This is a genomic window from Chitinophaga agrisoli, assembly GCF_008386695.1.
GTDB lineage: Bacteria > Bacteroidota > Bacteroidia > Chitinophagales > Chitinophagaceae > Chitinophaga > Chitinophaga agrisoli.
In genome coordinates, this window is sequence record NZ_VUOC01000004.1 from 137,456 (window position 1) to 161,332 (window position 23,877).

A 23,877-nucleotide genomic window follows, 5' to 3' on the forward strand; every position below is an offset into this window, starting at 1 on the left:
GCAATAGTTTTATAAGTTCAACCCATTAGTTTACTATCCTGCAAATGGCCATTCAATGGCTGGTTCCTAAGCGGTAAATGGCGTATACGTTTACCGGTAGCGGCGTATACCGCATTAGTAAGCGCAGGGATCATCTGTCCTACGGAAGCCTCGCCAACGCCGCCCGGTTTTTCCTTGCTGGGCACAATGAAAACAGCTACCTGCGGCATTTCATGTATGCGCAGCATGGGGTAATCATAAAAGTTCCGCTGCTGTACTTTGCCATCCCGGAAAGTGATCTCGCTGTATAACGCTGTGGATATACCAAAAGCAATGCTGCCTTCTGTCTGGGAAATAATACCGTCGGGGCTTACGGCAATGCCACAGTCTATGGCGCAGGTCACTTTGTTTACGTGGATGGTATTATTCAACACGGCTACTTCGGCTACGATAGCTACAAAACTGCCTACTGCCTCAAATACCGCCACTCCTCTCCCATGGCCTTTGGGCAGGGGGGCGCCCCAGCCGCTTTTTTCTGCCGCCAGGTTAAGGACGCCTACCAGACGGGGCTCGTCCTTATAAAGCATACGGCGGTATGCTACCGGGTCTTTGCCGGCGGCAATAGCCATTTCATCGGAAAGGCTTTCCATGGCAAAGATGGTATGGCTAAGGCCTACGGCCCGCCAGTTATCTACGGATACTGGCCATTCGGGGGTATTGACCTCTATACGCTGGTCCTTGACCGCTTTTACATGCGGGGCGGTTTGCATGCCTTCAATAGAAAACATATCCACGCCATTGATAACGGCCAGTTTTTCGAAGGGACCGCCGGTCATTACGGATTGTCCTACGCTGATCTGTTTCCAGGCAATAGGTGTACCGCCAGCATCCAGGCCAACTTTGAAACGATGCAGGAACGCGGGCCGGTACATACCACCTTTGATATCGTCTTCCCGTGTCCACACCGTCTTTACCACTTTACCGGAGGCTTTGGCTACCTCCACGGCTTCCCGTACAAAATCTGAGCGGGTAATGTTACGCCGGCCAAAGGAGCCGCCCAGGAACAGGGTGTTGATAAAGATCTTTTCCACGGGCAGCCCGGTGATCTCTGCTGCGCCGCGCTGGTCATCCGTTTGTGTTTGGGTACCGGTCCAGATCTCGCATTTGTCTGCGCTTAATTGTACCGTACAGTTCAGCGGCTCCATGGGCGCATGTGCCAGGAAGGGCTGATAATATTCTGCTTCCACGATGTGTGCCGCGCGGGTAAAGGCCTCCTCAGGGTTGCCTGTGTTGGTGGCAGCGATGCCGCCTTTATTGGCGCGCTCGCGGAATTCTTTCAGTAAGGCATCGCTGTTCATGTTAGCCCCCGGGCCCAGGTCCCAGTCTACCTGTAAGGTTTCCCGGCCCTTTTTAGCTGCCCAGAAATCATCTGCCAGTACAGCCACGCCGCCAGGAATGGCCACTACCTGGCGTACGCCGGGTATAGCCATAGCGGCTGCGGCTTCATAACCTTTTACTTTCGCGCCGGGCGCAGGTCCCCTGGCTACCATCGCGGTGAGCATGCCTGGCAATTGCACATCCATTCCAAAAATGGCTTTACCGGTGATCTTGGCCGGGGTGTCCATACGTTTAATGCGCTTGCCGATGATCTTCCAATTGGCAGGGTCCTTTAACGGTACGTCTGCAGGTGTTGGCAGCGCGGCCGCATCTGCTGCCAGGTCGCTATAAGGGATCTTTTTGTCGCCGATGATGACCATGCCGTCTTCTGTACGGCAGTCCTGCACAGCTACCTTATAACGGTTGGCGGCGGCTTGTACCAATAGCTGACGTGCAGTGGCGCCGGCTTTGCGGTAACGGTCAAATTCTGATAACAGGCTGCTGCTGCCGCCCGTGCGCTGGGTGGCGTAGATGGTGTGGAAATAGGCTGGTGCGGCGGGCGCATGTACTGCCTGCAGGGTTTTCCAGTTGGCGTCCAGCTCCTCTGCGATCAGCATACAAAGTGTTGTCCAGATGCCCTGGCCCATTTCGCAATGCGAGAGTATAACGGTGACGGAATTATCTGTGCCCACCTGCAGGAAGGCATTGGGCGCAAAGGCCGGTTCCTGGCCGGTGCGTCGTCGCTTGCCGGCTGCCGGTACGTTAAATGCGATGATAAGCCCTCCGGTTGCCAGCGCGGCTGTCCGGATAAACTGTCTGCGGTTAATGTCTGGGGATAATGTCATGGGATTTTGTTTAGGGGTAAATACAGAAATTCCATCTGCATATATATCGCTCAATGATGGTATGCTACTCAGTTCACTGTCACAATAAATCGCTGTCGGATACTAATGTTATGGCTTCTTATGATCGTGCTACAGATCCTGCGCGGTCGATATGGATGTTGGCTACGTACGTTAACCGGTTGTTACTAACGAATTTATATAATTTCCGGCAAATTTAATAATGCTAAATTTTTGGTGTAAGGCGCTACTGTCCCTATTAAATACTGTCAGGTTATTGTTTTGTTACGGATAGGCGTCGTTATATATAAGCGTCGATAACCCGCGCTATAGAATGTGCTTAACATGTCAACCATAATGTGCTTTAAAGCCTATCCTTATAGTAGACGCTAACCGTCCAGGCATAAAAAAAGCTGCCTCCTATTTGGGGGCAGCCTTGCAAAAACATACTTTTCAGGCAACTGGTTCGATATTGTTTAGCTGGTAATTTTGGGTGAACGGGTCGCCTATAAATTCTACATCTGCTTTTACGGTGACGCCGGGTTTTATGTTTGCGGGGAGTGAAAAGGTAAACCCTTCTATATGCCGGCCGGCAGCAAAGAACGTATTATCTTTTGCGCCCTCCGCGGCTGATAATATTTCGCCCGAAACATGGTACTTCCCAGGCGTGCCGGCGTCTTCCCGGATCCCGCTGATATGCAGTGTGCATGCCCAGGAATTAGGAGCTGTCATCATAACGGGTGCTGTTTATGGTAAAATTACGCTATTCTGTTATCATGGGCTGACTGTTAAGCGCCAGCGTTCCTCCATTTCTACCTGGTCCGGGGCGGCTGTCTTTACCGGCGTACGCTTAAAAACGAGGCAGTCTCAATGTCTGAGACTGCCTCGCAATGTACTTATAGATTTCAGGCAACCCGCTCCAGGTTCGTTAGCAGGTAACGTTGGACAAACGGGTCGCCCATAAATTCAACATCTGCTCTGGCGGTAGCGCCGGCTCTTACATCCCTGGGTAAGGAGAAAGTAAATGCCTCGATCCGGCGGCCAATGGCAAAAAAGGTATTGTCTTTCCGCTCCGGTGGCGCCGATACGATCTCGCCTAAAAGATGGAACTTGCCAGGTGTATTAGGGTCCCTCCAGACATCCTGGATGTACAGTGTGCAGGTGGAGGAACTGGGAGCTGTCATCATAACAGGTACTATTTACCGTAAAATTAGGCTAACCTTTCATAGCTGCCCTTTTTAACGTTTTTTGTCAGGCGCTTTGGGGTTGCCATTGCCGGTTTTATCCCCCGGCGGCTCCTTGGAGGGTCCGGGTGCGCCGCCTTCCGTTGTGGCGCTGGTTGTACCGGAGGGCTGATGTACAGGTTCTGGCGATTGCAGGCTACTGCCAGCTGCGTTTTGCGGCTGGATACTGGGAGCGGGAGCGGCGCCACTGGCCGTGCTTGCGCCCGCAAATGACTGTTCTGAAGGCGCAGGCGCGCCTCCTGAGGTAGCGGCGCTTTCCGCCGGCTGTTTATCAGGGGCGGGCGCCGAAGCCCCTCCTGTTTGCATGGTAACGCCAGCCACCGTAATACCGGCCTGCTGATCCGGCGCCGGCCCGCTACTGATCTGCGCGCTGCCGGCCGCTTCCTGCTGCGTACCGTTTGAATAAACGTTTATCGTAACCATTGGTGCAAATTTTAAGATGATGATAAGTCTTACAGGTAAAGCACTGATATTTCGCCGCTGGCGGTGAGTGTGCCACTTACAGCAATACCGCTGGCCTTTGCTGCAGATAACATAACGAACATATTAGTGCTGCCATCCGTTGACAATAACTGTACTTTTTTCCATCCAAGGGTGTCTATATAAGCCCAAACATTCTGGGAGTGAGGAGTGGAATATACCTGTAATATTTTTTGTGCGAAGTTCATGACATTAAAATTTTGGGAGTTAAAAATTGGTTTAAGATAAGGAGGTACGCTTCTTTGCTAATGACTGTACCCGTGTTTAATAATACACTATGCTCATGTTAGTGCCATCGACCTGTACGGTCACCTGCTGATTCTTTACCCTTGCCTGGACCAGGGCGATAAAGAAGGCGGTAACCCCGTTCGGAGATATATCCTGCACCTTGCGCCAGCCAACGCTGTCAATATATGCCCAGGCATTCATGCTGTGCGGTGTAGCATAAGTCATCAGCACTTTTTTAGTTACCATAGTGGTAGCGGTAACGCCGCCTACATTCACTTTGGCAGTGACATTGCTGCCGGAACGGGCAATATTGGTCACAGATACTTTTGAGTCTGCGCCACTGTAAGTTTTGCTGCTAGGACTGCTGGATATAGTGAACTGGCTGTTGCTGGCGGTAGGGAACGGGTCGTTTGCGTCTCCATTGTTGGCATTGATATTCAGATGCCTTAGACCATCCGCCTGCTCTACATCCACCAGGTAATGGTTTTCGTCTGTATTATTGGTCTTGTTTTCGTCAATATGCTCTATCAACAGCCCCTCTCCCGGAATACCGGCATCAAAGCCAAGTTTACGCCGGTTGGAGATCAGGTAGTACTCCTTGCTGTTAACATCGCCTATGGGCAGTTTAAAGATGTCCTTGTTATCCTTGTAGGGGCGTACGGTAATGTCCAGCTCCTGGTTAAAGATAACAGAGGGGTTTACCCAGCCGCATTTTACCTTACACCAGGCGGTAGGATGCGCGGGCGTGTTGCCACCGCCATTCCAGCTACCACCCGCCATCAGGTCCCAGTTGCCTGTACCGCGGGAGCTATAATCCGTATCGTACAGATCCGGCAGCCCAAGCAGCAGGTGTCCCAGCTCATGTGCCATTACGCCTACGCGCCCGTCTTCCGGGGCCATAAAATAGCGGTCGATCTTAACGCCGTCTACTGTTTTGGGCGTGATGCTCCACTTGTGAGACCAGATATCGCTTGTATTACCGGTCTGTTCTCCGCCAGACCCGGCGCAGATAATTACCAGCGCCTCTACAAAACCGTCGCCGTCATTGTCATACTGGGAGAAACTAACAAAGGGATTAGCCAGGTCAATGGCATCCTCTGCCAGCTTTTGGGCATTCTTGGGATAGGCGTTGAAACCAAAATTGCCGTCTGTGTAATAGGATTTAGGGCTGGGGGCACGGAACCAGCCGGCAGTAGGGCCACCGGAGCCAGATACAGCGCCGGTTACATCCAGCTGCCCATAGGAGGCTTCTTTGTAAAAATCGCGCATACTGCCTGTGGCATAACTGCCCTGGGAAAACAACAGGCTATTGTAATGTGCTTGCCCTGTAGCCGCTGCGCGGTCAGAAAAGTCTACCAGCAATACAATAGCTTTACGGGTGCCTGTAATAGGCGCGGCGTCCCGGCTTTCGCCCACAAACTCGTGGGCTCTTGTCTGGCGTGGACGGGAGGCGATGAGAGTGTAAGTCCGCAGGTCCATGATATCGATATCCTCGATACCGGTAAGATTGGCTTCTTTGATAATAGCCTCTTTGGTGCGGACAATCTTCTCCTCCAGTTCCGGCGATGGTGGCATAATGCACAACCCGCCGCAACAAGACGAATGATTAGTCATGGTGCAATTTTTTTGGGGATCAGATAATAAAACGCTCAGTAAAATTTAAGGTTCTTAAAACAATCTTGGGGTCGTAGTATTCGTGGTGTTCGGACTTATTTTCACATGATACTTTTGATACTTGTGTGCTACGTTTTCATGCTCGCGGGCCAATCATACTTGTGCTACAATTTCATACTTGCGGACCTAAGGTAAATAAACTGTGGAAAACAAAAAATTTTATTTACCAATTAAAATAGGTACTTATATAACTTATAACATAGACCTTGCTAAATCAACACCGGCCTGCTCTTGCTCATGTCTTAGGGTCAATAATACACATCATTCCAGGACCCGGTTTATACCCGTAATTATCCGGTACTCCCGCCGGAAGAAATCATGCACCGTATTGTTAAACAGTTCACTCCGCACCACTGGGGTACTATGCCCGGCATCGGGTACGATCCATAGGTTATTATGATCACCGGATCCGGTTATATTTTTTCAGGATGGCTATTACTTTTTCCCGGGGGATGGCTTCCACGGTATGTCCTTCTTTTCCTTTGGTGGTGGTAGCCGCAAACAGCGAGTTAACGATCGCCTCTTCCGCCGCTTCAATAACGGCCATAAACAAGGGCGTTACAAATTCATTGTGCAGCGCGGGTAATTCCATAACAGGTTTATCAGCTTCATAAGGGATACGTACAGCGTCTGCGCTGGAGAAAGCCACCACGTAATCGCCGCTGCCGTTGGATGCAATGCCGCCGGTTTTAGCAAGGCCCATAAACGCGCGTTTGGCCAGGCGTTGCAGGTTGCGGCTATCCAGCGGCGCATCTGTAGCTACCACGATCATACAGGAGCCATCTACCGGGTTATTCAACACATCGCTGAAGTCATATTTCCCCAGCTCCTGCCCTACCGGCGCCCCATTGATCTCCAGCACACCGCCAAAATTGGTTTGCACCAGTACGCCCACGGTATAACCGCCCAGGTTTTGCGGCAATTTACGGGAGGCGGTGCCAATACCGCCTTTGTAACCAAAGCAAACAGTGCCGGTACCGGCGCCTACGCAACCCTCTGTTACGGGACCTGTTTGGGCGGATTGTATGGCCTGCAATACATCTTCCTTATGTACGGGCCGGTTGCGGATCTCATTCAGCCAGCCATCATTGGTCTCGCCTACAACAGCGTTCACAGACTGTATTTTTTCATTGCCTTTTTGCTGCAATGTGTATTCGATCACGGCATCCATAGCAGTAGCTACGTTGAGGGTATTGGTCAATACGACCGGCGTTTCCAGGTTGCCCAGTTCCGTTACCTGGGTAGTACCGGCCAGTTTGCCAAAACCATTTCCAACAAAAACAGCGGCGGGCACTTTCTGTTGAAAGATATTGCCGCCATGCGGCAGTATAGCCGTTACGCCTGTACGGATATTATCCCCTTTTACCAGCGTGGTCTGTCCTACTTTTACGCCCGGTACATCTGTAATAGCGTTCCATTTACCGGTGGGCAGCACGCCTATATGGATACCCAGTTCCCGCGCTCTTTTGTTTGTTTGGGCATGCAGGTGTAAAGATGAAGCTAATAATAACAGGATACTAAAGAGAAAACGCATAGACCGTGGTTTGCTTAATTTAAAATACATTGTTTTTCACTCATCATCCTCACCAAATTCCGGATCATCCACCTCTATAATGTCTGTGAAGGTGATCGTTTCTATAACGGGCGTACCTGCCACTATATGAGGCCCCAGCTTGTCATGCAGCCCCGCCTCTACCGCGTCCATATCTACCCATTGTCTAAACTGTTGCTGCAGCGCCAGGATCTCCGGCGTTTCATAATCCGGGATGGACCGGTCAAAAAGATGCACATACACTATATCCGGCGCAGGCGCTGTGATGGCCAGCGCGCCGGTAAAACTGCGTACCCGCTCCTGATCAAAATACAACCAGCTACCAGGGCCAAACCACATTTCCGGCGCAGCAGCCAGGCACATGCTATAGGTTTGTATTTCATGCCCCGGGTTCTGTGATAGATCAATTACCGGCCCGTAATGTTTGGTAAATAAAGGATGTTCGATCTTTCTAAGATGGGCATGCGGCCTGCCAGCTTCTTCATAATGGTGTACAAACAACTCTGACTGCCAGCGGGATTTTTGGTGATCTGTATAAATGGCCATGGTGAAGCCCCGGCTACCGGCTGCGTTTATTAAACTTGTTATATCAATGCTACCGGGGCTGGCGGCGTTGATGGAGAATAATTCCAGTTGGTAGCCCGGTTTTCTTCTGTACACCACAAAATTTATGTTGTCATCCCCCAGGTCCTCCATTACTGCGCCATCATGCAGCGCCAGGTAATCATCATTATTGACCGCAAGGTCTTTTGTCAGTTCAACAACCTGCGCCTTATCAAACAATTGGGCGCCTTGTCTGGAAGGCGAGGCATTTATAAAACGGATATCAAAATGAAGAAACGGATATATAAATGAGAAAGCATCACCGGTATTGGCAAACGAACCTGCCGGAAAACTGAGTTTTAAGGACATGGAATTGGGCATTAATGAATGAACGAATAACGCTAAAAATAGGAATAATATCCACGCAATCCGCGCAAATCCTGCCATATCTGGTTAATATCCGGAAAGCCGTGGCGGCCGCTAAATTGTACTTTGGAATAATGAAATCCGTAACCATGTGTTTCCTTCGTTTATACCTCAGCTTTACCCTATTGCTGGCAGCCGCCGGAGCCAGCGCCCAACAACTTACCACAGCAGGACAGGCGGCACAGCTTACCATCCGTAGCGCCGGTGCGCACAGCATCCGTGTTACATTAAAACCGCTCAGTTACAAAGGTGATTTTCCGTATACGCCAGCATTGGTCAGGCAACCTGCCTCCTCGCCTGTTATTAGTTTGCGGACATTAACCGGCACTGTAAAAAAACAGGTAGGCAGCCTGCTGGTAACCGTAGAACCATCCCCGCTGACAATAAAGGTTACGGATCTGCAAGGCCGGCCGGTGCAGGAATTGGTCTTCCGGGAAGATGGTAATGTATCATTTAAGCTGGATGATCACCCGGTATTAGGGATGGGCGAAGGCGGTCCCAAACCCGCTAAGGGCGTAAACTGGCGGCAACTGCCGGTGGAGTTTGACCGCCGTGGGCGCATGCACCAGATGCAGCCCCGCTGGCAGGGCGACGCCTACGGCTCCCGTAACCCTGTTCCGTTATTGGCCGGTACAGGCGGATGGGGATTGTTCGTAGCCAGCCCCTGGGTATTGGTGGATCTGCAGCATACAGATCATGGCGTTTTTATACCCTGGCAAACAACCGGTCAACAGGGAGATATACAAACCCAACGCAACCAGCACCTGAACCAGGGAAAGGGATTACCGCCTGCCGGCAGCGCGATACCAGGCCTGTTTGATTGTTTTGTTTTTGACGCGCATGATCCTGCCTGGTTAATGCAGTCCATCGCCAATATCGGCGGGCATGCCGCCATGCCGCCAAAATGGGCGCTGGGTTATATGCAGTCACACCGCACGCTGGAAGACGAAAAACAAATGATAGGCATCATAGATACGTTCCGGGCCAAACAACTGCCGCTGGATGCGGTCATCTATTTAGGTACCGGCTTTGCGCCCCGTGGGTGGAATACGGAACAACCGTCCTTCACTTTCAACCCGGAGGTATTCAAACGTAGTCCCGATGCCGTTATAGCCGATATGCACGCCCGGCATACAAAAGTAGTGGTACATATAGTTCCCTGGGACCGTGACCGCCTGCCTGGCCTCCATGGCAATATACCAGCTGCTCCCGGCGAAACTGCAGACGCCGGCCAGATCAGCCAGTACTGGCAACAGCACCTGGGATTGATGCGGGCGGGTATAGATGCTTTCTGGCCGGATGAGGGGGATTGGTTCGATCTCTTTGAGCGTATAAAGCGCCATCAGCTATATTATCAGGGGCCCCTCAGTACACGCCCCAATGTACGGCCCTGGAGCCTGCACCGCAATGGTTTCCTGGGCATTGCCCAATGGGGTGGCTGGGTATGGTCCGGCGATACGGAAGCATCCTGGAAAACGCTGGAAACACAAATTGCCGTAGGCATCAATTACTCATTAAGCCTCTCGCCCTACTGGGGCTCCGATATTGGCGGCTTTTACCCTAATGAGGAGCTAACCGGGGAACTATACGCCCGCTGGTTCCAGTTTGGCGCGTTCTGCGCGTCTTTCCGCTCCCACGGTAAGACCTGGTGGACAAGATTGCCCTGGGGCTGGGGCCTTCCCGAAATGGGGCCATTAGAGGCAAAGAACAACCCGCTGCCCGCTGAGCTGAACAACCCCGCTATTGAGCCGGTGGTAAAGCAATATGATGAGCTGCGTTACGAGTTGTTGCCTTATAATTACACCCTGGCCTGGGAAGCCCGTAATACCGGTATGCCGCTGATGCGCGCCATGTGGCTGCACTATCCCAATGATACGGCAGCTGGCCGCATAGGCGATCAATACCTCTGGGGCCGCGATCTGCTGATAGCCCCCGTGTATACGCCCCATGCCACCACCCGCCAGGTATACCTGCCGCAAGGTGATTGGTATGATTGGTGGACCAATACAAAAGAAACCGGCAGCCGGATGGTGACGCGTGCGGTAGACCTCAGCATCATGCCCATATATGTAAGGGCTGGCGCCATTATTCCCTTGGATGCAGTACGTCAGTACACCGCCCAGGCGCTCCCCACACCCACCACCATCCGGATCTACCGCGGCGCAAATGGCGCATATACATTATACGAAGATGATGGCATTAGCCAGGACTATCTGCAAGGCAAGGCCGCATTTACGCAGTTTAACTGGAACGATCAAACAAAACAGTTAACGGTCACCGCCAAAGGTGTTAATACCAATCGTTCCTTCAACGTGGTATTATTGCCGGAAGGCGCAACAAAGACCATAAAATACGCCGGCCAGCCCTTGCATATTAGTTTCTAATACACGGGCCGGCCGGAGATCAGGTTTAAAATGGCGGAAGGTTTACTGATGCTGTAAATGGTAGGTACTATCGGCGCTGTTACGCGGACCATCATACCAACAATGCCTGTCATACCGGGAATGATGCCCGGCATACCCGCGGTTAAGACGGAAGGCAAATATATTGGTGGCAATAAACAGCACAATGACCAGGATGGCTGCTATCCTCGCAAAGACCGTCAGCGTGCGTTTTTTGGCAAATGGGCCAAACACATAACCGATAATGAACACCATACTGGCAATAAACAGTATCCGCAGCAAAATGATCAATACAAAAAACATAGCTGTAAGATTTAAATGGTGATGAAATAATGCTGTAACAAAGCTACCACCCCTTACGCGCCCTGCTTTTGCTAAAGAGATCAAAGCATGAAATGTTGATACGAACACAGGAATTCTATCGTCCCGGCTTAAAGGAATATGCCACCCGCAGCGCCAGCTGATTGGCATGGGTGAGGGCGGTAAAGGTCTCAAAACGCAGCCCAACATCCAGCCGGTCATTGAATATCAACCCCACGCCCGGCGACCATATAAAGGAGCTGTTACCGTTTGTATTGATACCTATGCCGGCCTCCCCGGTCAGATACAGGTTGCCCAGGGCAAACAGCTGCAGCCCTCCTTTTATGGGGAAAAGGTTATAATAATTCTCTGTTTGTCCGGGGAAAGGCGTTCCGTCCGGCCAGGTGGCCAGCCACGGCAGCGGGTTAAAGAAGCGGGTAAAACCAGCTGTCAGCATACCGTATAACGACGGCACAATACGTTTCTGCACACGCAGGTCCACGCCCGTAACCGGCTCAAAGCTATTATCTGTGGAGCCGCCTAAAGACAGGCCCACCTGCATATCCCAATCGCTTTTGTTCCTCCAGAGCGGATGTATCAATGGGCGTACATGCTGGCCGGACCGGTCGCTGCGCCAAAGACTGTAAGCCAGCCGCAGGGCAAACTGTTTGGTATCTTTACTCTTGGCAAAATCCTCATAACGCAGGCTGATATCCAGCCCATTGCCAAAGGAATACCCCCCTGCCGGCGCCCATACAAAGGAAGGGCTCCATTCCTCAAAACCAAAGCCCAAACCGGCCTCACCGGCCATATACCAATGTTTGCCCACAAAGGTCTTAAAACCAACCTTGACAGGAAGCACATTATAGGGGCTGCCATAACCGGAATGCCAGGTAAATTCCTGCTTATTACGCTCAAAGAAATGTGCAAAGCCGGTGGTAACCGTAAGGTCAGTACTGCGGGAAATGCCCTTTTCCAGTCGCAGATCACCGCCCATTACAAGACCAAAGACGCTGGTGGTCGAAAGACCGGTATTTACGCCCATTTCCAGGGACCAGCCCGGCGCCTGCTGAGCGCTGGCACGGAGATAGCCGGCTATACAAACAATAATGATAAGCGCCGTTCGGATAATAGTAGATCTCATTTTGTATTCCATTTCCAGTACGACAATGTTATCACGCCTATCCCCTACCCGCAACAGAAAAAACTAACGCAGGAAATGTGATGATGCTTATTTTTGGAGCCTGCACATGGAAAAACTAGGATACGACTTTTACACGCGCACCAATGTACTCACTATAGCCCGCGAGCTGCTGGGCAAGGTATTGGTAACACAGTTTAACGGCGTGCTCACCAGCGGCCGGATCGTGGAAACAGAGGCTTATGCCGGCGTGGTAGACCGGGCCTCCCATGCTTACGGCGGCAGGCGCACCGCCAGAACGGAGATCATGTATGCCAAAGGCGGCACCGCCTATGTTTACTTCATTTATGGCATTCACAATATGTTTAATGTGGTGACTAACCAGGCAGAAACCCCGCATGCGATCCTCGTAAGGGCCATTGAGCCGCTGAGTGGTATTGACGCCATGCTGACCCGTACCGGCCGTGCAAAAGCAGATTATACCCTTGGTAAGGGACCGGGTAATGTAGCCAAAGCGCTGGGCATCACTACCCGCCATACCGGTCTGGACCTCACAGGTAATGAGATCTTCATTGCTACGGATGACTATGTACTGAAGAAAAAGGATATACTCCTCTCCCCGCGGATAGGCGTAGATTATGCCGGCGAAGACGCGCTGCTCCCCTACCGGTTTACTGTCAGGGACAATCCTTATGTTAGCGGTAAAAAATTAACCGGGAAGAAGTAAAAAGGCTTTCCTAAGAATTAAGTACCGCCTTAAGATCCGCGTTTTTGTTACGCAGGTCAATCCCCCCTTCCAGCAACGATTTTAAATTAGTAAGGTAAAACAACCAACCGCCCTGGCAGCCGATATGGAATTTCACTTTTGACTCCTCGTCCGTAGGTATCTGATCCTGCGTAAGCTCTACCATCGTTTCCCCTTCAATGGCCTTAATACGCACACTTACAGTACCAGCTATTCCAAAAGTGAACTGGAAAAGATCTTTGCCGTTGGCCGCCAGCACCGTGCCGGTTTCTGTTACATCATCCGCGTAACCATGCCAGCGCCATGTATAGGTGTCTGTAGTGGCTACCCTTTGATGTTTATCCCGCGGCGTATCAGTTACCGTTGTAAAATCAGCCTGGCGCAGGAACCAGTTTTCGAGACCGGCAGGAATGGTCCACGCGTCATAAATTTCCTGTTGACTGGCTTTAATAGGGAGCTTTAGGGTAAATTGGCTCCAATCATGTTGTTTCATACATGTACATTTTTATAGGTTAATAATGCTACAGGCAATGGTTTCAATCGGGATATAAATATACTTATTTACAGTATGTTGTAACCCGTAATCTTCTATTATAAGAGAAGAGGTCCGTTCAACAGACCACAGCTGCTTACAAAAAGGCCGGTATTGCATTGCAGTACCGGCCGTTCATTGTACACTGTAATATTACTTATTTCATGCCATACGTAATGGTCACATAATACATACCTCCAATAGCAGGCCCGCCAAGGAACGAGTTGTAATAATGATTCAACAGGTTGCTGGCGCCTATTTTCACTTTACAATTCAACTTATCAAAAGAGTAATTGACCTGCGCATCCAGCGTGCCATACGCCGGCGTTTGGCCATTTACCAGGAAGGATTGCCAGTAATAAGCGCTCTGCCATTTCCAGGAAATGCCCGCGCCGGTATGTTTTACAATTTCTTCTTTTGATACCATCGCATTTACTATCCATTCCGGGGTGTTAAAACCATCTTCCAGCCCATCCTCATTAGATGACATACGGAGTTTAGCATAAGAGCTGTTGGCATGCAGCCGGTAGCCGTGTATGCTATAGGTTACGCCCAGGCTCGCGCCGTAGTTATATACTTTGGTCTGGGAGTTCGTCCACATACGGTATTGGGCCTGTTGCCCCTTATTATACAATGCAAAAGGAATGGAGTCCTTATTTTGCACAAGCGGCACATTCATATTGGCTTGCGCAATAAAATTGCGGTAATTATTAAAGTAAAGGTCCGCATCTATAAACAGCCTGCCGTCAATAAACACACCTTTATAACCGCCTTCAATGGAATTCACATGTTCTGGTTTCAGATAGGTATACGGGTTCTTTTTCAACAGGGATTGATTTTTTACAATAGCATCATGCTGCGATAACCCATTTGTATTTATATCACCCAGCACCGCCTGTTGAAAAGAGGTAATGGACGATTGCAGCCAGGCGTTTTCAAAGATCCCGTTTGACATGGCCGGCAATCCCCCTACCCTTTTTACGCCGCCGCTGTTAACATTGGAATATGCCTCAAATATGCTGGGATAACGGTATCCGCTCTGGAAAGACGCCCGGAAGTTCTGTGTGCGCACCGGCGAGAATACCAGCGTAAAACGCGGGCTCCAGTTCAGGTCAAAATAATCATTCTTGTCTGCCCTTAATATAGCGCCCGCCCGCAGCTTATGCTGCCACAGGGATTTTGTAACGGATACAAAACCGCCTGTCTTACCATAGGTGATATTTGTATAGGTTTTGCCAGCCGCCGGGTTAATGAAATAGTTGCCATCCGGCACAATAATATAGGTGCGGTGATCTGCGCCAGCCAATATTTCCAGCCCGGCGTCTTTCTTCAAAGCAGGGAACCATTGTTCCGTAAGATTGATCTGTCCTTCTGCCTGTATAAAGCTGGCCTTCACCTTTAATGCCGCGCCGGTGTCCCAATTATTGATCTGGGCAAGTTTGTCCAGCTCCTGTTTAAATGCCGGCGTACCGGGTTGATAGCGGCCCTGGTCCGCAAATACACGGGCCTGGCGGTGCGCGTCAGCTACAGCGGCGCCTGTTTGGGTGGCGTGGTTAAAGGCGGTGGTATAATCGGCATACCAGGCATTATCCGGTTTATAACCCCGGTCAATATTCTCCGCCATAGAACGGAGGTTATAAGAATTGCCGGAATTCTCTGTATTCAGGTATACTTTCAGCTGTATCGCATTGGACTGATATTGCAATCCATGCTGTTGCACGCGGTAATCTTCCAGCCGGAAACGGTTGGCGCGCTGGTATACATTGTTCAGCACTGCCACGTGATAAAAATAGCCAAGAGTAGCCTGTGGGGAGACCTTATAGTAAATGCCGGCGTCTGCTTTTATGTTCTGCAGGCCATAGTCTACTACATCCTTCTCATCATACCCCGTGCGGGATACAATATAATTTTTGCCGCCCAGGGCGATGGTCTTACGGTCAGAGGATTCGTTGCCATAGCCGTTCACCGGGTCCTGCGCCGGGTTGTCTGCCCCTTTAAGACCGGTACTGGCATTGGCGTTTCCATTCAGTTCTGTATGATCATTGGCTATCCAGTCATACCCTTTCATAAAGGCGGCATTTACTTTAAAAGCCAGCCGGGGCGTAATTACCTGCGCCCAGCGTACGCTGGTCTCTGAGAACATTTTGGCGCTGCTGTTTGGATCGCCCAGGTGCGTAACAGCGGTTTTCTGCTGTATGCTTAAACCAGGCGATGTAAATGGGTTTTTGGTGCTGATGTTAGCCAAACCGTTGATCGTATTCATACCATACAGGGCAGATGCGACACCAGGCAGGATCTCTACATTGTCCACATCCAGGTCTGTAGGTCCCAGTGCATTGGCAATTGGGCCGCCAATATGCGGGCTTTGTACGTCCATCCCATCCACCAGCTGCGCAAAACGCACATTAGTGGTGTTGGCGAAACCACGGGCATTCAGCACTTTAAACCCCATGCTGGGCGTGATCATCTGTACGCCCTGCACATTCTCCAGGGCATCAAAGAAAGACGCTGCCGGAGCGGCTTTAAAATACTGGCCGCCCACTTTTTGTATGCTTACGGGCGACTGCAAAATACTTTCCTTTATACGGGAAGCTGATACGGTGATCTCTGACAATATACGTACCGTAGTATCTGCCCGGGTGGTATCTGAGGTATTGTTCAGGTTTTGCGCCTGCAGGCCAAGAGCTGGTAAACAATAAAGAAGGCTGGTTGATATGATTTTCATGGGCGCTATCGATATATTTTCAAATATACAACGTTAGGTATAAAGAAGCCCCTGTTTTATAAAACAGGGGCTGGTATACAGTTTCAGGTATTTATTTTAGTCTCGCTGTCACTTACCCGGGGCATTTGCTGCATCTTTCGTGCGGCTGACGATTGCCCTCATTTCACATGTCATTTTAATCTGGCTGTTTCCTGTTCCAGGAACTCACGGAACCTTAGGCGCAACTGCCGGTGATAGGCGATCATCTGCCGGGCTTCTTCGGAGATGGTAGACCCGCCGCCTTTTTCGCCGCCTGTGCTTGTGATCACAAACGGTTTCTCGCTCAGGTTATTGAGATTGGTGATCAGGTCCCAGGATTTTTTATAAGACATACCCATCGCTTTGGCGGCCTGTTTAATGGAGCCTGTTTCTGCAATGCGTTCCAGCAGTTCCACCGGCCCGGGGCCAAAGAAACGTTTGCCGTTATGCTCCAGCCACAAGCTGCCATTCACTTTTAGCTCGCCTGCTATTAATATATCCCTGATCGTTTGTTCCATAATCAAATGTAAAGATTATTTATCGGGCAGGAAAGCGCCTTTGTCTATCCATGCCTTAAACTGTTTTGCAAACTCCGCATGCGTCAGCGGCGGCAGCGTACGGCCATCGCCGGGGTTCCATCCGCCCAGCACCAGCGAGTCTGATGTAACATGCGCTATCAGCTGTGCCGTGGTCTTGTGGCCATTCAGCTCAGGATTAAGTAACTGCGCGGCCAGTTCCCGGGGCGATTTACCCTGGAATACCATCTTCATATCCGCAGGCGGCAAATGCCAGTTAGGGTTACCCGGCGGCATATGCAATCCCGGCGTATTTTGTGGTTGGTGACAGTTGGAGCATTTAAGGGCATACATCCCCTTGCCATCGTGCCCGCGTTTTACGCCCATGGTATGTACATGGCTGTCATCGCCCTGCAGCGGCGCCTCCCCGGAGGGATGACAGTTCATACAACGCGGGTGCATGAGTACGCGGTAAGCCGCCATAAAAGCTTTTTTAGAGCCAACGCTATCCTTTGCTACACCGTCAGCCGGTTCGTGATAAACGACCGGTTGTTTATTACCTGCGGCATCTGTTCTGGAAGATACGGCCACTGCGGAAACTGCCGTTACGGATAACAGCAGGTATATGATCTTGTTCGTTTTCAATTTTGCCATAAACTATGCTTTCAGGTTCGTATTGCAGAAGGGCAGGTCGCGTAAGCGTTTGCCGGTGGCGGCAAAAACGGCATTCGCAATGGCAGGGGCTACCGGCGGTACGCCAGGCTCGCCTACCCCGCCCATCTTGTCGGTGCTGTTTACAATATGTACCTCTATGGTGGTGGGTGTATCGTTCATACGGGCAATACGGTAATCATGGAAATTACTTTGCCGTACTACGCCTTTATCCAGGGTGATCTCTCCATAAAGCGCGGTGGAGATCCCAAAGTTCACGCCGCTTTCTATCTGGGCACGCACGCCGTCCGGGTTTACTGCCAAGCCACAGTCCACAGCGGATACCACTCTGTGGATCTTAATGGCGCCCTGTTCGTCAACAGACAGCTCTACCACATGGGCTACATAACTCAGGAAAGACTCATGCACCGCTACACCGCGGAAACGGCCCGCCGGTAACGGTTGTCCCCAGCCGGATTTTTCAGCGGCCAGGTTCAACGCCGCCAGGTGACGCGGATGATCCTTTAACAGCATACGGCGGTACTCCACCGGATCTTTACCGGCATTATGCGCCAGCTCATCTATCATCCCTTCCATGGCCATAGCCGTATGGGTATGCCCCACAGAACGGTACCATAAAACGGGCAGCTGTAGTCTGGGCGAGTGTAATCCTACCCAATGATCCGGGATAGCGGCCAGGTAGGGCGAGTCATTCACGCCTTCTACAGAAGAGCCGTCCACTCCTTCCTTTGGCTCAAACGGGGTGCCGGCCATAATAGACTGTCCCGCAATATTATGTAACCACGCTACAGGCTTACCTTCGCCATCAACGCCTACGCGGACATTATGCACAAAGGATGGGCGGTAATAAGCGCCATGTATATCATCTTCCCGGGTCCAGACCATTTTAATGAACTGACCGCTGGCTTTGGCAATGTTCACCGCTTCAGCTACAAAATCGGAGGCAAAATTGGCCCTTCTGCCAAAACCGCCACCCAGGAAAGTAGTGTGCACACTTACTTGTTCCGGGTTAAAGCCCAGTATCTTAGCGGCTACCTGCTGATCGTTGCCGGGCATTTGGGTACCTGTCCAGATCTCGCATTTGCCGTTCTCCACCTTCACCGTTACATTCTGCGGCTCCATAGGCGTATGCGCCAGGTAAGGGAAAGTGAATTCCGCTTCCAATACCTTGCTGGCTTTGGAAAGGCCGCTGGCTGCATCGCCTTTCTCCGCTGCCTTTTCGCCCTTGGTAGCTGCCAGCTTTTTGAATTCCTGCAGCTGCGCTTTACTATCTATATTCACATTAGGCCCGGTTTCCCAGCTTACCTGCAGGGCAGCGCGGCCCTTTTTAGCCGCCCAGAAATTATCTGCTATCACCGCTACGCCGGTAGGGATCTGTACTACATTGCGCACCCCCTGTATCTGGCGGGCCTTGCTATCATCAAAGGATTTTACTTTGCTGCCATATACCGGCGGGTGTGCTACTACAGCGGTAAGCAAACCGGGAAACTGCATGTCCATACCAAATTTGGCCTGGCCATTCACTTTCACGGGAGCATCCAGGCGTTTTACGCCTTTGCCAATATATTTCCATTCCGAAGGCGGCCGAAGTTGCACCGGTTCCGTAAGCGGCGGCAATGCGGCGGCAGCAGCAGCCAACTCGCCATAGCGGGCTTTTTTGTCGCCGGCTATCACCATGCCGTTCTCCGTACGGCAGTCAGCCGGGCTCACGCCAAACTTTTTAGCCGCAGCGTCTACCAGCAGTGTCCGCGCCGTAGCGCCGGCCTGGCGGTAACGGTCAAACTCAGACCAGGTGGTACTGGAACCGCCGGTGATCTGTAAGCCGTATACGGTGTGCACATACGGCTGTCCCGGAGGCGCATGTACGATCTTGATCTTTTCCCAGTCAGCATCCAGCTCTTCTGCTATCAGCATGGTAAGGGTGGTCCAGATACCCTGGCCCATTTCTACGTGCGCCAGCCATACCTGTATACTATCGTCAGCGCCTATACTTAAGTAGGCATTAGGCGTAAAAACTGCGGCGGCTGCGCCATCTGTTCCCGGTAGTCCCATGGCAGCCAGGCGTTTAGCGCCGGGTACCACAAAGGAAACGATCAGACTGCCGCCCAGCATAGCGCCCGTCTTAAGAAAGCCGCGGCGGCTGGTAGTCATTTCATTGCTCATTTGTTACCTCCTTCCTGTTGTAATTTTGCTGCCAGGTGAATGGCTTTACGGATGCGCGGATAAGTACCGCAGCGGCAGATGTTACCACTCATGGCGTCGTCAATGTCCGCATCTGAGGGATGGGGGTTTTCGCGCAGCAATACAGCGGCAGACATGATCTGGCCAGACTGGCAATAACCGCATTGCGGCACATCTTCCTCTAACCAGGCGCGTTGCAGGGGATGGGTACTATCGGGAGATAATCCTTCAATAGTCACGATCTGCTGCCCAGCCGCCCGGGACAACAACGTTACACAGGAGCGCACCGCCTCCCCATTCAGATGTACGGTACAGGCGCCGCATTGCGCCATACCACAACCAAACTTGGTGCCCGTTAACCCGACTATATCGCGTAAAACCCAAAGCAGCGGCATATCCGGACTGGCGTCTACGGTATGCTCCTTTTGGTTAATAGTGAGCTTAATCATAATGTACTTGCTTTTTCCTTATAAGATTTGACCAATACTACCTTACATGTAAACAAAGGCACGTTAAAGATAGTTCATGATAACATTAAGAACTATCGAAATTCAAAGGAAAAATGATGAAATTCAAATATTTCTTAAAGGGAAGTGATCAATTTGATTAGTTGATAAGTAGTCGCTAATCCTTTACAATAGATAACTTTATAAGAATATTCCTGAAAAATACCAGCTACTCGTTATGTCACCAAGTAAACAACGGTTATCAGGTTCCTAATACAGCAAAGACAACGGCATGCCGTTAGCAAAGCAAAACGGCCTACTCTTATTAACGGGTATATCCACTACGGTATACCGCCTTGCCAGGCAGCATGTAAAACGGCCCTTGGCCGGCGCGGCTGCTGCAGCCTACCTGCTAAGCAACCAACCCGCGGCGGGCGCAGGCCGTTTTGCATCTGCCTGGCATGGATAACACAACGCGCTCACCGGCAAATCTGGACTGCATCCTACCTGCTAAGCGACCAACCCGCGGCGGGCGCAGGCCGTTTTGCATCTGCCTGGCATGGATAACACAACGCGCTCACCAGCATACCTGGGATGGCATCCCCCCCTTGAATAACACAACGCGCTCACCAACGCAGCCTAACATATATCCTATCTGCCAGCATTAAAACAACCAGTGGTTAACCATCAGCGCCCACCAAAAGACGCCAACAATTAACCACTGATCCGTTTTGCTCCGTTCTACCTTATACGTTATCTACTCTATACCAGCCAGCAATTTTGCAATATTACTATAGAACGGCCTTACAGAAGGCAGATACCCAATACCGATGATATCGAAATGATCATAGCCGTTATATACCCCCATATGATTCCACACGCCTTTCTCCAACGCCCGCGCCGCATTATATTCGCGGATAATACTACCTTCCGGCCCGCTCATACCATAAGTATTAGCTGCGCCATCATTAGGCCACCACTTGGAATCAATGATGATCTTACCCGGCTGTTTACGGGTATAGTTACCAATACCCATCAGGATAGGCGTAGGATACGCCACCGGCATCAATATAGGGAACATATCCAGCCGGGGATATTCCCAACCAGTCAGCAACCCGCGCATAGAAGCTTTGGTAGTAAAAGAAAAATAGTACACACTTTTGGAGTCCGGATCTTTTTTAGCCGGATCCAGCAGCGCTTCCGGCGTAACATCATGACCGGAATAATCCTCCGTGGTAGCCAGCGCGGAATTAGCCGCCACCCGGTTGGCATAGGAGCCGAAGCTCTCACCCGGCTGCCGTTCCAGTCCCCACTGTTCCAGGGAAAAATCATAGATATTATCTACGCCGGAAAAACCGCCGGCCAGCGCAGCTGCCGCGGTAATGAACTGCCGTACGAACGGAATATACCCGCTCAATAATATATAACTAAGCGTAGCGCCGTTATGCGGGGTACTGATAGAAGTAACAGACTTTACCCAACCGGTCTTATCACCATTAAAAAGACCAGCATGTGCAGGGTCCTGTTGCTCCAGCGCATCCCCTTTCTCGAGCAGGGTCACCAGCTTGCGCACAGTGATACCACCCATGCTATGTCCCAGCAGATGTACAGGATGCTGGGCATCCCACTGCGGATAGATGCCCGGATAATATTTCGCCTTCTTTTGCGCGTGACCATATTTAGCGCTGTGGAATTTACCATAGTCCACATAACCGCCCTTTATATAATAATACAGCTCTACCGCACGGTCATAATTACTGCTTACAGGCCCTACCTTGGCCGCAAAGGCCGGGTAGCCATTAGCGGTAAGATATTTGGGGATATCGTCTATCCCGCCCCAGTAATGATAAAGGCCCAGCATATCGTCCGGGCCTATCCCGCCCAGGCCGTGCACCATAATAATGGGGATCCGTTCGCCGGAAGCAGTACGTGCGCTGGCATGACCGCCGGCAGGTAATGGAATAATTTTGTCTAACGGGGTAATGGGCTCGTCTGCAACCGCCTCCTGTTGACCGGATGGCTGGGCGTTTTCCTGGGGCGCTGCTGTCTCCTTCTTGCAGGAAACGGCCAGCAGTAACAGCATAGTAGCAACAAGCGTTACATAAAGGTTTTTCATGAACATGTTAAGGATGATTTTGGAATTTGGTTTTACAATGCTTGCCTTATGGCAATTGCTGGGTTCATATCATAACATAACGGAACGGGGCAATAATAGAATTTAAATAACCGTCAAAAGCTAATAAGATGTTAATGAAGGGGATTATAATGCGTGATAATATATCAATATGATATAAGAATTACCATCTTAACAACAATGATATAGCGCGATGAAACGCCGCACCGGTAGGCCGGGTAACAATATTATGCAGGTTGATCGCTCACCATTACGGCGTAACCCGCTTCCCGGGTACATCCCTGCCTCCCTGATGCAGCACCAGGCCATCCACCTTTCCCTGCTCATCCCTGGTAAATGTGATCTGGGCATCCACCACCCGCATAAAGAACTTACCCGGCGATTGCGGGAAGATCTCATAACGGCGTTGGCCGGTCACCTGCTCATAGATGCGGCTTCCTTCTACGGTAATGGTCATCACCACGCCCGGCCCCAGCAAATAACTACCCGCATAGGTGCGGTAGGCCGCGGTATCTGCCTGGGAGGCGGTTATCAGCTGTTGTACTGCCGGGGGCAATACCGCCGGATGTATGGGCAGATCATAGGGTTTATCATGCAGGATCCCCAGTATGCCCCTGGCCATATCTTCCAGGTCTGTGCCGCCGGTATTGTTCAATAACACCACCAGGTCCTTAGTGCCGGGTATACGTACGATCAGGGACACGAAACCATTAATACCACCGCCATGCCAGATGGCGCTGAGCGTATCCGTAGTTTTGCCCAGGTTGATGGGCTTACGCACCCAGCCACAGGCATAGCCATCCAGGTAAGGCGTAAAATAGGTATGTTTACTGTCTTTGTTCAATAGCTGCTCAGTATATAAAGCCTGGTCCCACAGGTACAGGTCCTCCACGGTGGAGTACATGGCGCCGGCGGCAAAGGGCAGGCTCATATCCAGGTATTCCGCATGCTCATACCCATTGCGTCTTTTCATATAACCATCCGCCCGCTTTTTGATCACGGTGGCAGCTGTATCATAACCGGTGTTATTCATGTGCAGCGGGCGCAGTATATTTTCATGTAAGACTTCGTCATAAGGTTTGCCGCTTACTGCTTCTATAATAGCGCCCAGTATGAAATAGCCGGAGTTAGAATACTTATACTTTGATCCTGGGCTGAACTCCAATGGCAGCTCCGCAAACACCGGAATAAATTCCCGCGGCGTATAGGCATTACGGGCATACCGGGAAAAGAACTCCGGCAAAGCGGTATAGTTTGGAACGCCTGCGGTATGCGTAAGCAATTGATATACCGTGATCTTACCGCCATTATCTTTTGGATAATACGGCAGGTAATCCGTCACCTTCCCATCCAGCCGTATCTTGCCTTTCTCCACCAGCTGCAGGATGAGCATGGCTGTAAATTGTTTGGTAATAGACCCCAGTCGGAATTTTGTATCTGTAGTATTGAGGATATCCCATTCAAAATTGGCATAGCCATAGCCTTTTTTGAAGATGATCTTCCCTGCTTTTGCCACCAGCACCGTGCCGTTAAACTGGCCGTACTCATAATACTTACCCAATAACTGATCAATTTTTGCGGCATCCTGGGCAGAAGAACGGCAGCTGAATAATACAGGGAACAGCAAAAGAAGCATAAGGGTGCGCATAAAGGACAGGGATTTTGCAATAGCAATATACAGCAATTCCAGGGTATGTTGCAGGCCGCAGTTTAACCGCGGT

Annotated in this window: 21 protein-coding genes; 3 read left to right on the top strand and 18 right to left on the bottom strand. The window is 50.9% G+C overall.

Annotated elements, in window-relative coordinates; genetic code table 11:
• Positions 1 to 17 precede the first annotated feature (17 nt).
• From F0L74_RS19875 to F0L74_RS19910, 8 genes are all read right to left on the bottom strand, one after another.
• On the bottom strand, positions 18 to 2,201 hold the full coding sequence (locus F0L74_RS19875) for a xanthine dehydrogenase family protein molybdopterin-binding subunit (protein WP_149839665.1): 2,184 nt from the start codon (positions 2,199 to 2,201) through the stop codon (positions 18 to 20).
• A gap of 450 nt (positions 2,202 to 2,651) precedes the next feature.
• Positions 2,652 to 2,933, bottom strand: coding sequence for a hypothetical protein (locus F0L74_RS19880; RefSeq protein WP_149839666.1), 282 nt, complete (start codon positions 2,931 to 2,933; stop codon positions 2,652 to 2,654).
• Positions 2,934 to 3,103: 170 nt separating this feature from the next.
• Positions 3,104 to 3,385, bottom strand: coding sequence for a hypothetical protein (locus F0L74_RS19885; RefSeq protein WP_149839667.1), 282 nt, complete (start codon positions 3,383 to 3,385; stop codon positions 3,104 to 3,106).
• A 51-nt stretch (positions 3,386 to 3,436) separates the two neighbouring features.
• Positions 3,437 to 3,865: a hypothetical protein gene (locus F0L74_RS19890; protein ID WP_149839668.1), complete on the bottom strand. Its 429-nt coding sequence runs from the start codon at positions 3,863 to 3,865 to the stop codon at positions 3,437 to 3,439.
• A gap of 29 nt (positions 3,866 to 3,894) precedes the next feature.
• Positions 3,895 to 4,110 (bottom strand): peptidase M6, encoded by a 216-nt coding sequence (locus tag F0L74_RS19895; RefSeq protein WP_149839669.1) that lies wholly within the window; start codon positions 4,108 to 4,110, stop codon positions 3,895 to 3,897.
• A gap of 76 nt (positions 4,111 to 4,186) precedes the next feature.
• Positions 4,187 to 5,764, bottom strand: coding sequence for a M6 family metalloprotease domain-containing protein (locus F0L74_RS19900; protein ID WP_213087035.1), 1,578 nt, complete (start codon positions 5,762 to 5,764; stop codon positions 4,187 to 4,189).
• A 460-nt stretch (positions 5,765 to 6,224) separates the two neighbouring features.
• Positions 6,225 to 7,358 (bottom strand): DmpA family aminopeptidase, encoded by a 1,134-nt coding sequence (locus F0L74_RS19905; RefSeq protein ID WP_149839670.1) that lies wholly within the window; start codon positions 7,356 to 7,358, stop codon positions 6,225 to 6,227.
• A gap of 36 nt (positions 7,359 to 7,394) precedes the next feature.
• Entirely contained in the window at positions 7,395 to 8,288 is an 894-nt protein-coding gene (locus tag F0L74_RS19910; protein WP_149839671.1) for a hypothetical protein, read from the bottom strand.
• Between the two features lie 131 nt (positions 8,289 to 8,419).
• Between F0L74_RS19910 and F0L74_RS19915 the strand changes: the two genes are divergently transcribed.
• Positions 8,420 to 10,729, top strand: a complete 2,310-nt coding sequence (locus F0L74_RS19915; RefSeq protein ID WP_188316081.1) for a glycoside hydrolase family 31 protein — start codon at positions 8,420 to 8,422, stop codon at positions 10,727 to 10,729.
• 42 nt (positions 10,730 to 10,771) lie between these two features.
• On the opposite strand, the gene F0L74_RS19920 is transcribed toward F0L74_RS19915, so the two are convergent.
• Both F0L74_RS19920 and F0L74_RS19925 read right to left on the bottom strand, forming a co-directional pair.
• Positions 10,772 to 11,050: a hypothetical protein gene (locus F0L74_RS19920; RefSeq protein WP_149839673.1), complete on the bottom strand. Its 279-nt coding sequence runs from the start codon at positions 11,048 to 11,050 to the stop codon at positions 10,772 to 10,774.
• Positions 11,051 to 11,165: 115 nt separating this feature from the next.
• Positions 11,166 to 12,191 (bottom strand): hypothetical protein, encoded by a 1,026-nt coding sequence (locus tag F0L74_RS19925; protein WP_149839674.1) that lies wholly within the window; start codon positions 12,189 to 12,191, stop codon positions 11,166 to 11,168.
• 106 nt (positions 12,192 to 12,297) lie between these two features.
• On the opposite strand from F0L74_RS19925, the gene F0L74_RS19930 reads away from it, so the two are divergent.
• On the top strand, positions 12,298 to 12,915 hold the full coding sequence (locus tag F0L74_RS19930) for a DNA-3-methyladenine glycosylase (RefSeq protein WP_149839675.1): 618 nt from the start codon (positions 12,298 to 12,300) through the stop codon (positions 12,913 to 12,915).
• Between the two features lie 10 nt (positions 12,916 to 12,925).
• On the opposite strand, the gene F0L74_RS19935 is transcribed toward F0L74_RS19930, so the two are convergent.
• From F0L74_RS19935 to F0L74_RS19960, 6 genes are all read right to left on the bottom strand, one after another.
• A complete protein-coding gene (locus F0L74_RS19935; RefSeq protein WP_149839676.1) occupies positions 12,926 to 13,426 on the bottom strand; it encodes an SRPBCC family protein in 501 nt (166 codons plus the stop codon).
• Positions 13,427 to 13,622: 196 nt separating this feature from the next.
• Positions 13,623 to 16,190, bottom strand: a complete 2,568-nt coding sequence (locus tag F0L74_RS19940; RefSeq protein WP_149839677.1) for a TonB-dependent receptor — start codon at positions 16,188 to 16,190, stop codon at positions 13,623 to 13,625.
• Between the two features lie 170 nt (positions 16,191 to 16,360).
• Entirely contained in the window at positions 16,361 to 16,726 is a 366-nt protein-coding gene (locus tag F0L74_RS19945) for a winged helix-turn-helix domain-containing protein (RefSeq protein ID WP_149839678.1), read from the bottom strand.
• Between the two features lie 15 nt (positions 16,727 to 16,741).
• On the bottom strand, positions 16,742 to 17,377 hold the full coding sequence (locus F0L74_RS19950) for a hypothetical protein (protein ID WP_149839679.1): 636 nt from the start codon (positions 17,375 to 17,377) through the stop codon (positions 16,742 to 16,744).
• Positions 17,378 to 17,380: 3 nt separating this feature from the next.
• Positions 17,381 to 19,546 carry a xanthine dehydrogenase family protein molybdopterin-binding subunit gene (locus F0L74_RS19955; RefSeq protein WP_213087036.1) on the bottom strand — a complete coding sequence of 722 codons (2,166 nt, stop codon included), beginning with the start codon at positions 19,544 to 19,546 and terminating at the stop codon, positions 17,381 to 17,383.
• A gap of 8 nt (positions 19,547 to 19,554) precedes the next feature.
• Positions 19,555 to 20,025 carry a (2Fe-2S)-binding protein gene (locus tag F0L74_RS19960; RefSeq protein ID WP_149839681.1) on the bottom strand — a complete coding sequence of 157 codons (471 nt, stop codon included), beginning with the start codon at positions 20,023 to 20,025 and terminating at the stop codon, positions 19,555 to 19,557.
• Between the two features lie 289 nt (positions 20,026 to 20,314).
• Here F0L74_RS19960 and F0L74_RS33335 point away from each other — a divergent pair, with 289 nt between their 5' ends.
• Positions 20,315 to 20,491 (top strand): hypothetical protein, encoded by a 177-nt coding sequence (locus tag F0L74_RS33335; RefSeq protein WP_188316082.1) that lies wholly within the window; start codon positions 20,315 to 20,317, stop codon positions 20,489 to 20,491.
• Positions 20,492 to 20,779: 288 nt separating this feature from the next.
• Here F0L74_RS33335 and F0L74_RS19965 read toward each other — a convergent pair whose 3' ends face one another.
• Both F0L74_RS19965 and F0L74_RS19970 read right to left on the bottom strand, forming a co-directional pair.
• Positions 20,780 to 22,138 carry an esterase/lipase family protein gene (locus F0L74_RS19965; protein ID WP_149839682.1) on the bottom strand — a complete coding sequence of 453 codons (1,359 nt, stop codon included), beginning with the start codon at positions 22,136 to 22,138 and terminating at the stop codon, positions 20,780 to 20,782.
• Positions 22,139 to 22,406: 268 nt separating this feature from the next.
• Positions 22,407 to 23,804 (bottom strand): serine hydrolase, encoded by a 1,398-nt coding sequence (locus F0L74_RS19970; protein WP_149839683.1) that lies wholly within the window; start codon positions 23,802 to 23,804, stop codon positions 22,407 to 22,409.
• Positions 23,805 to 23,877 lie beyond the last annotated feature (73 nt).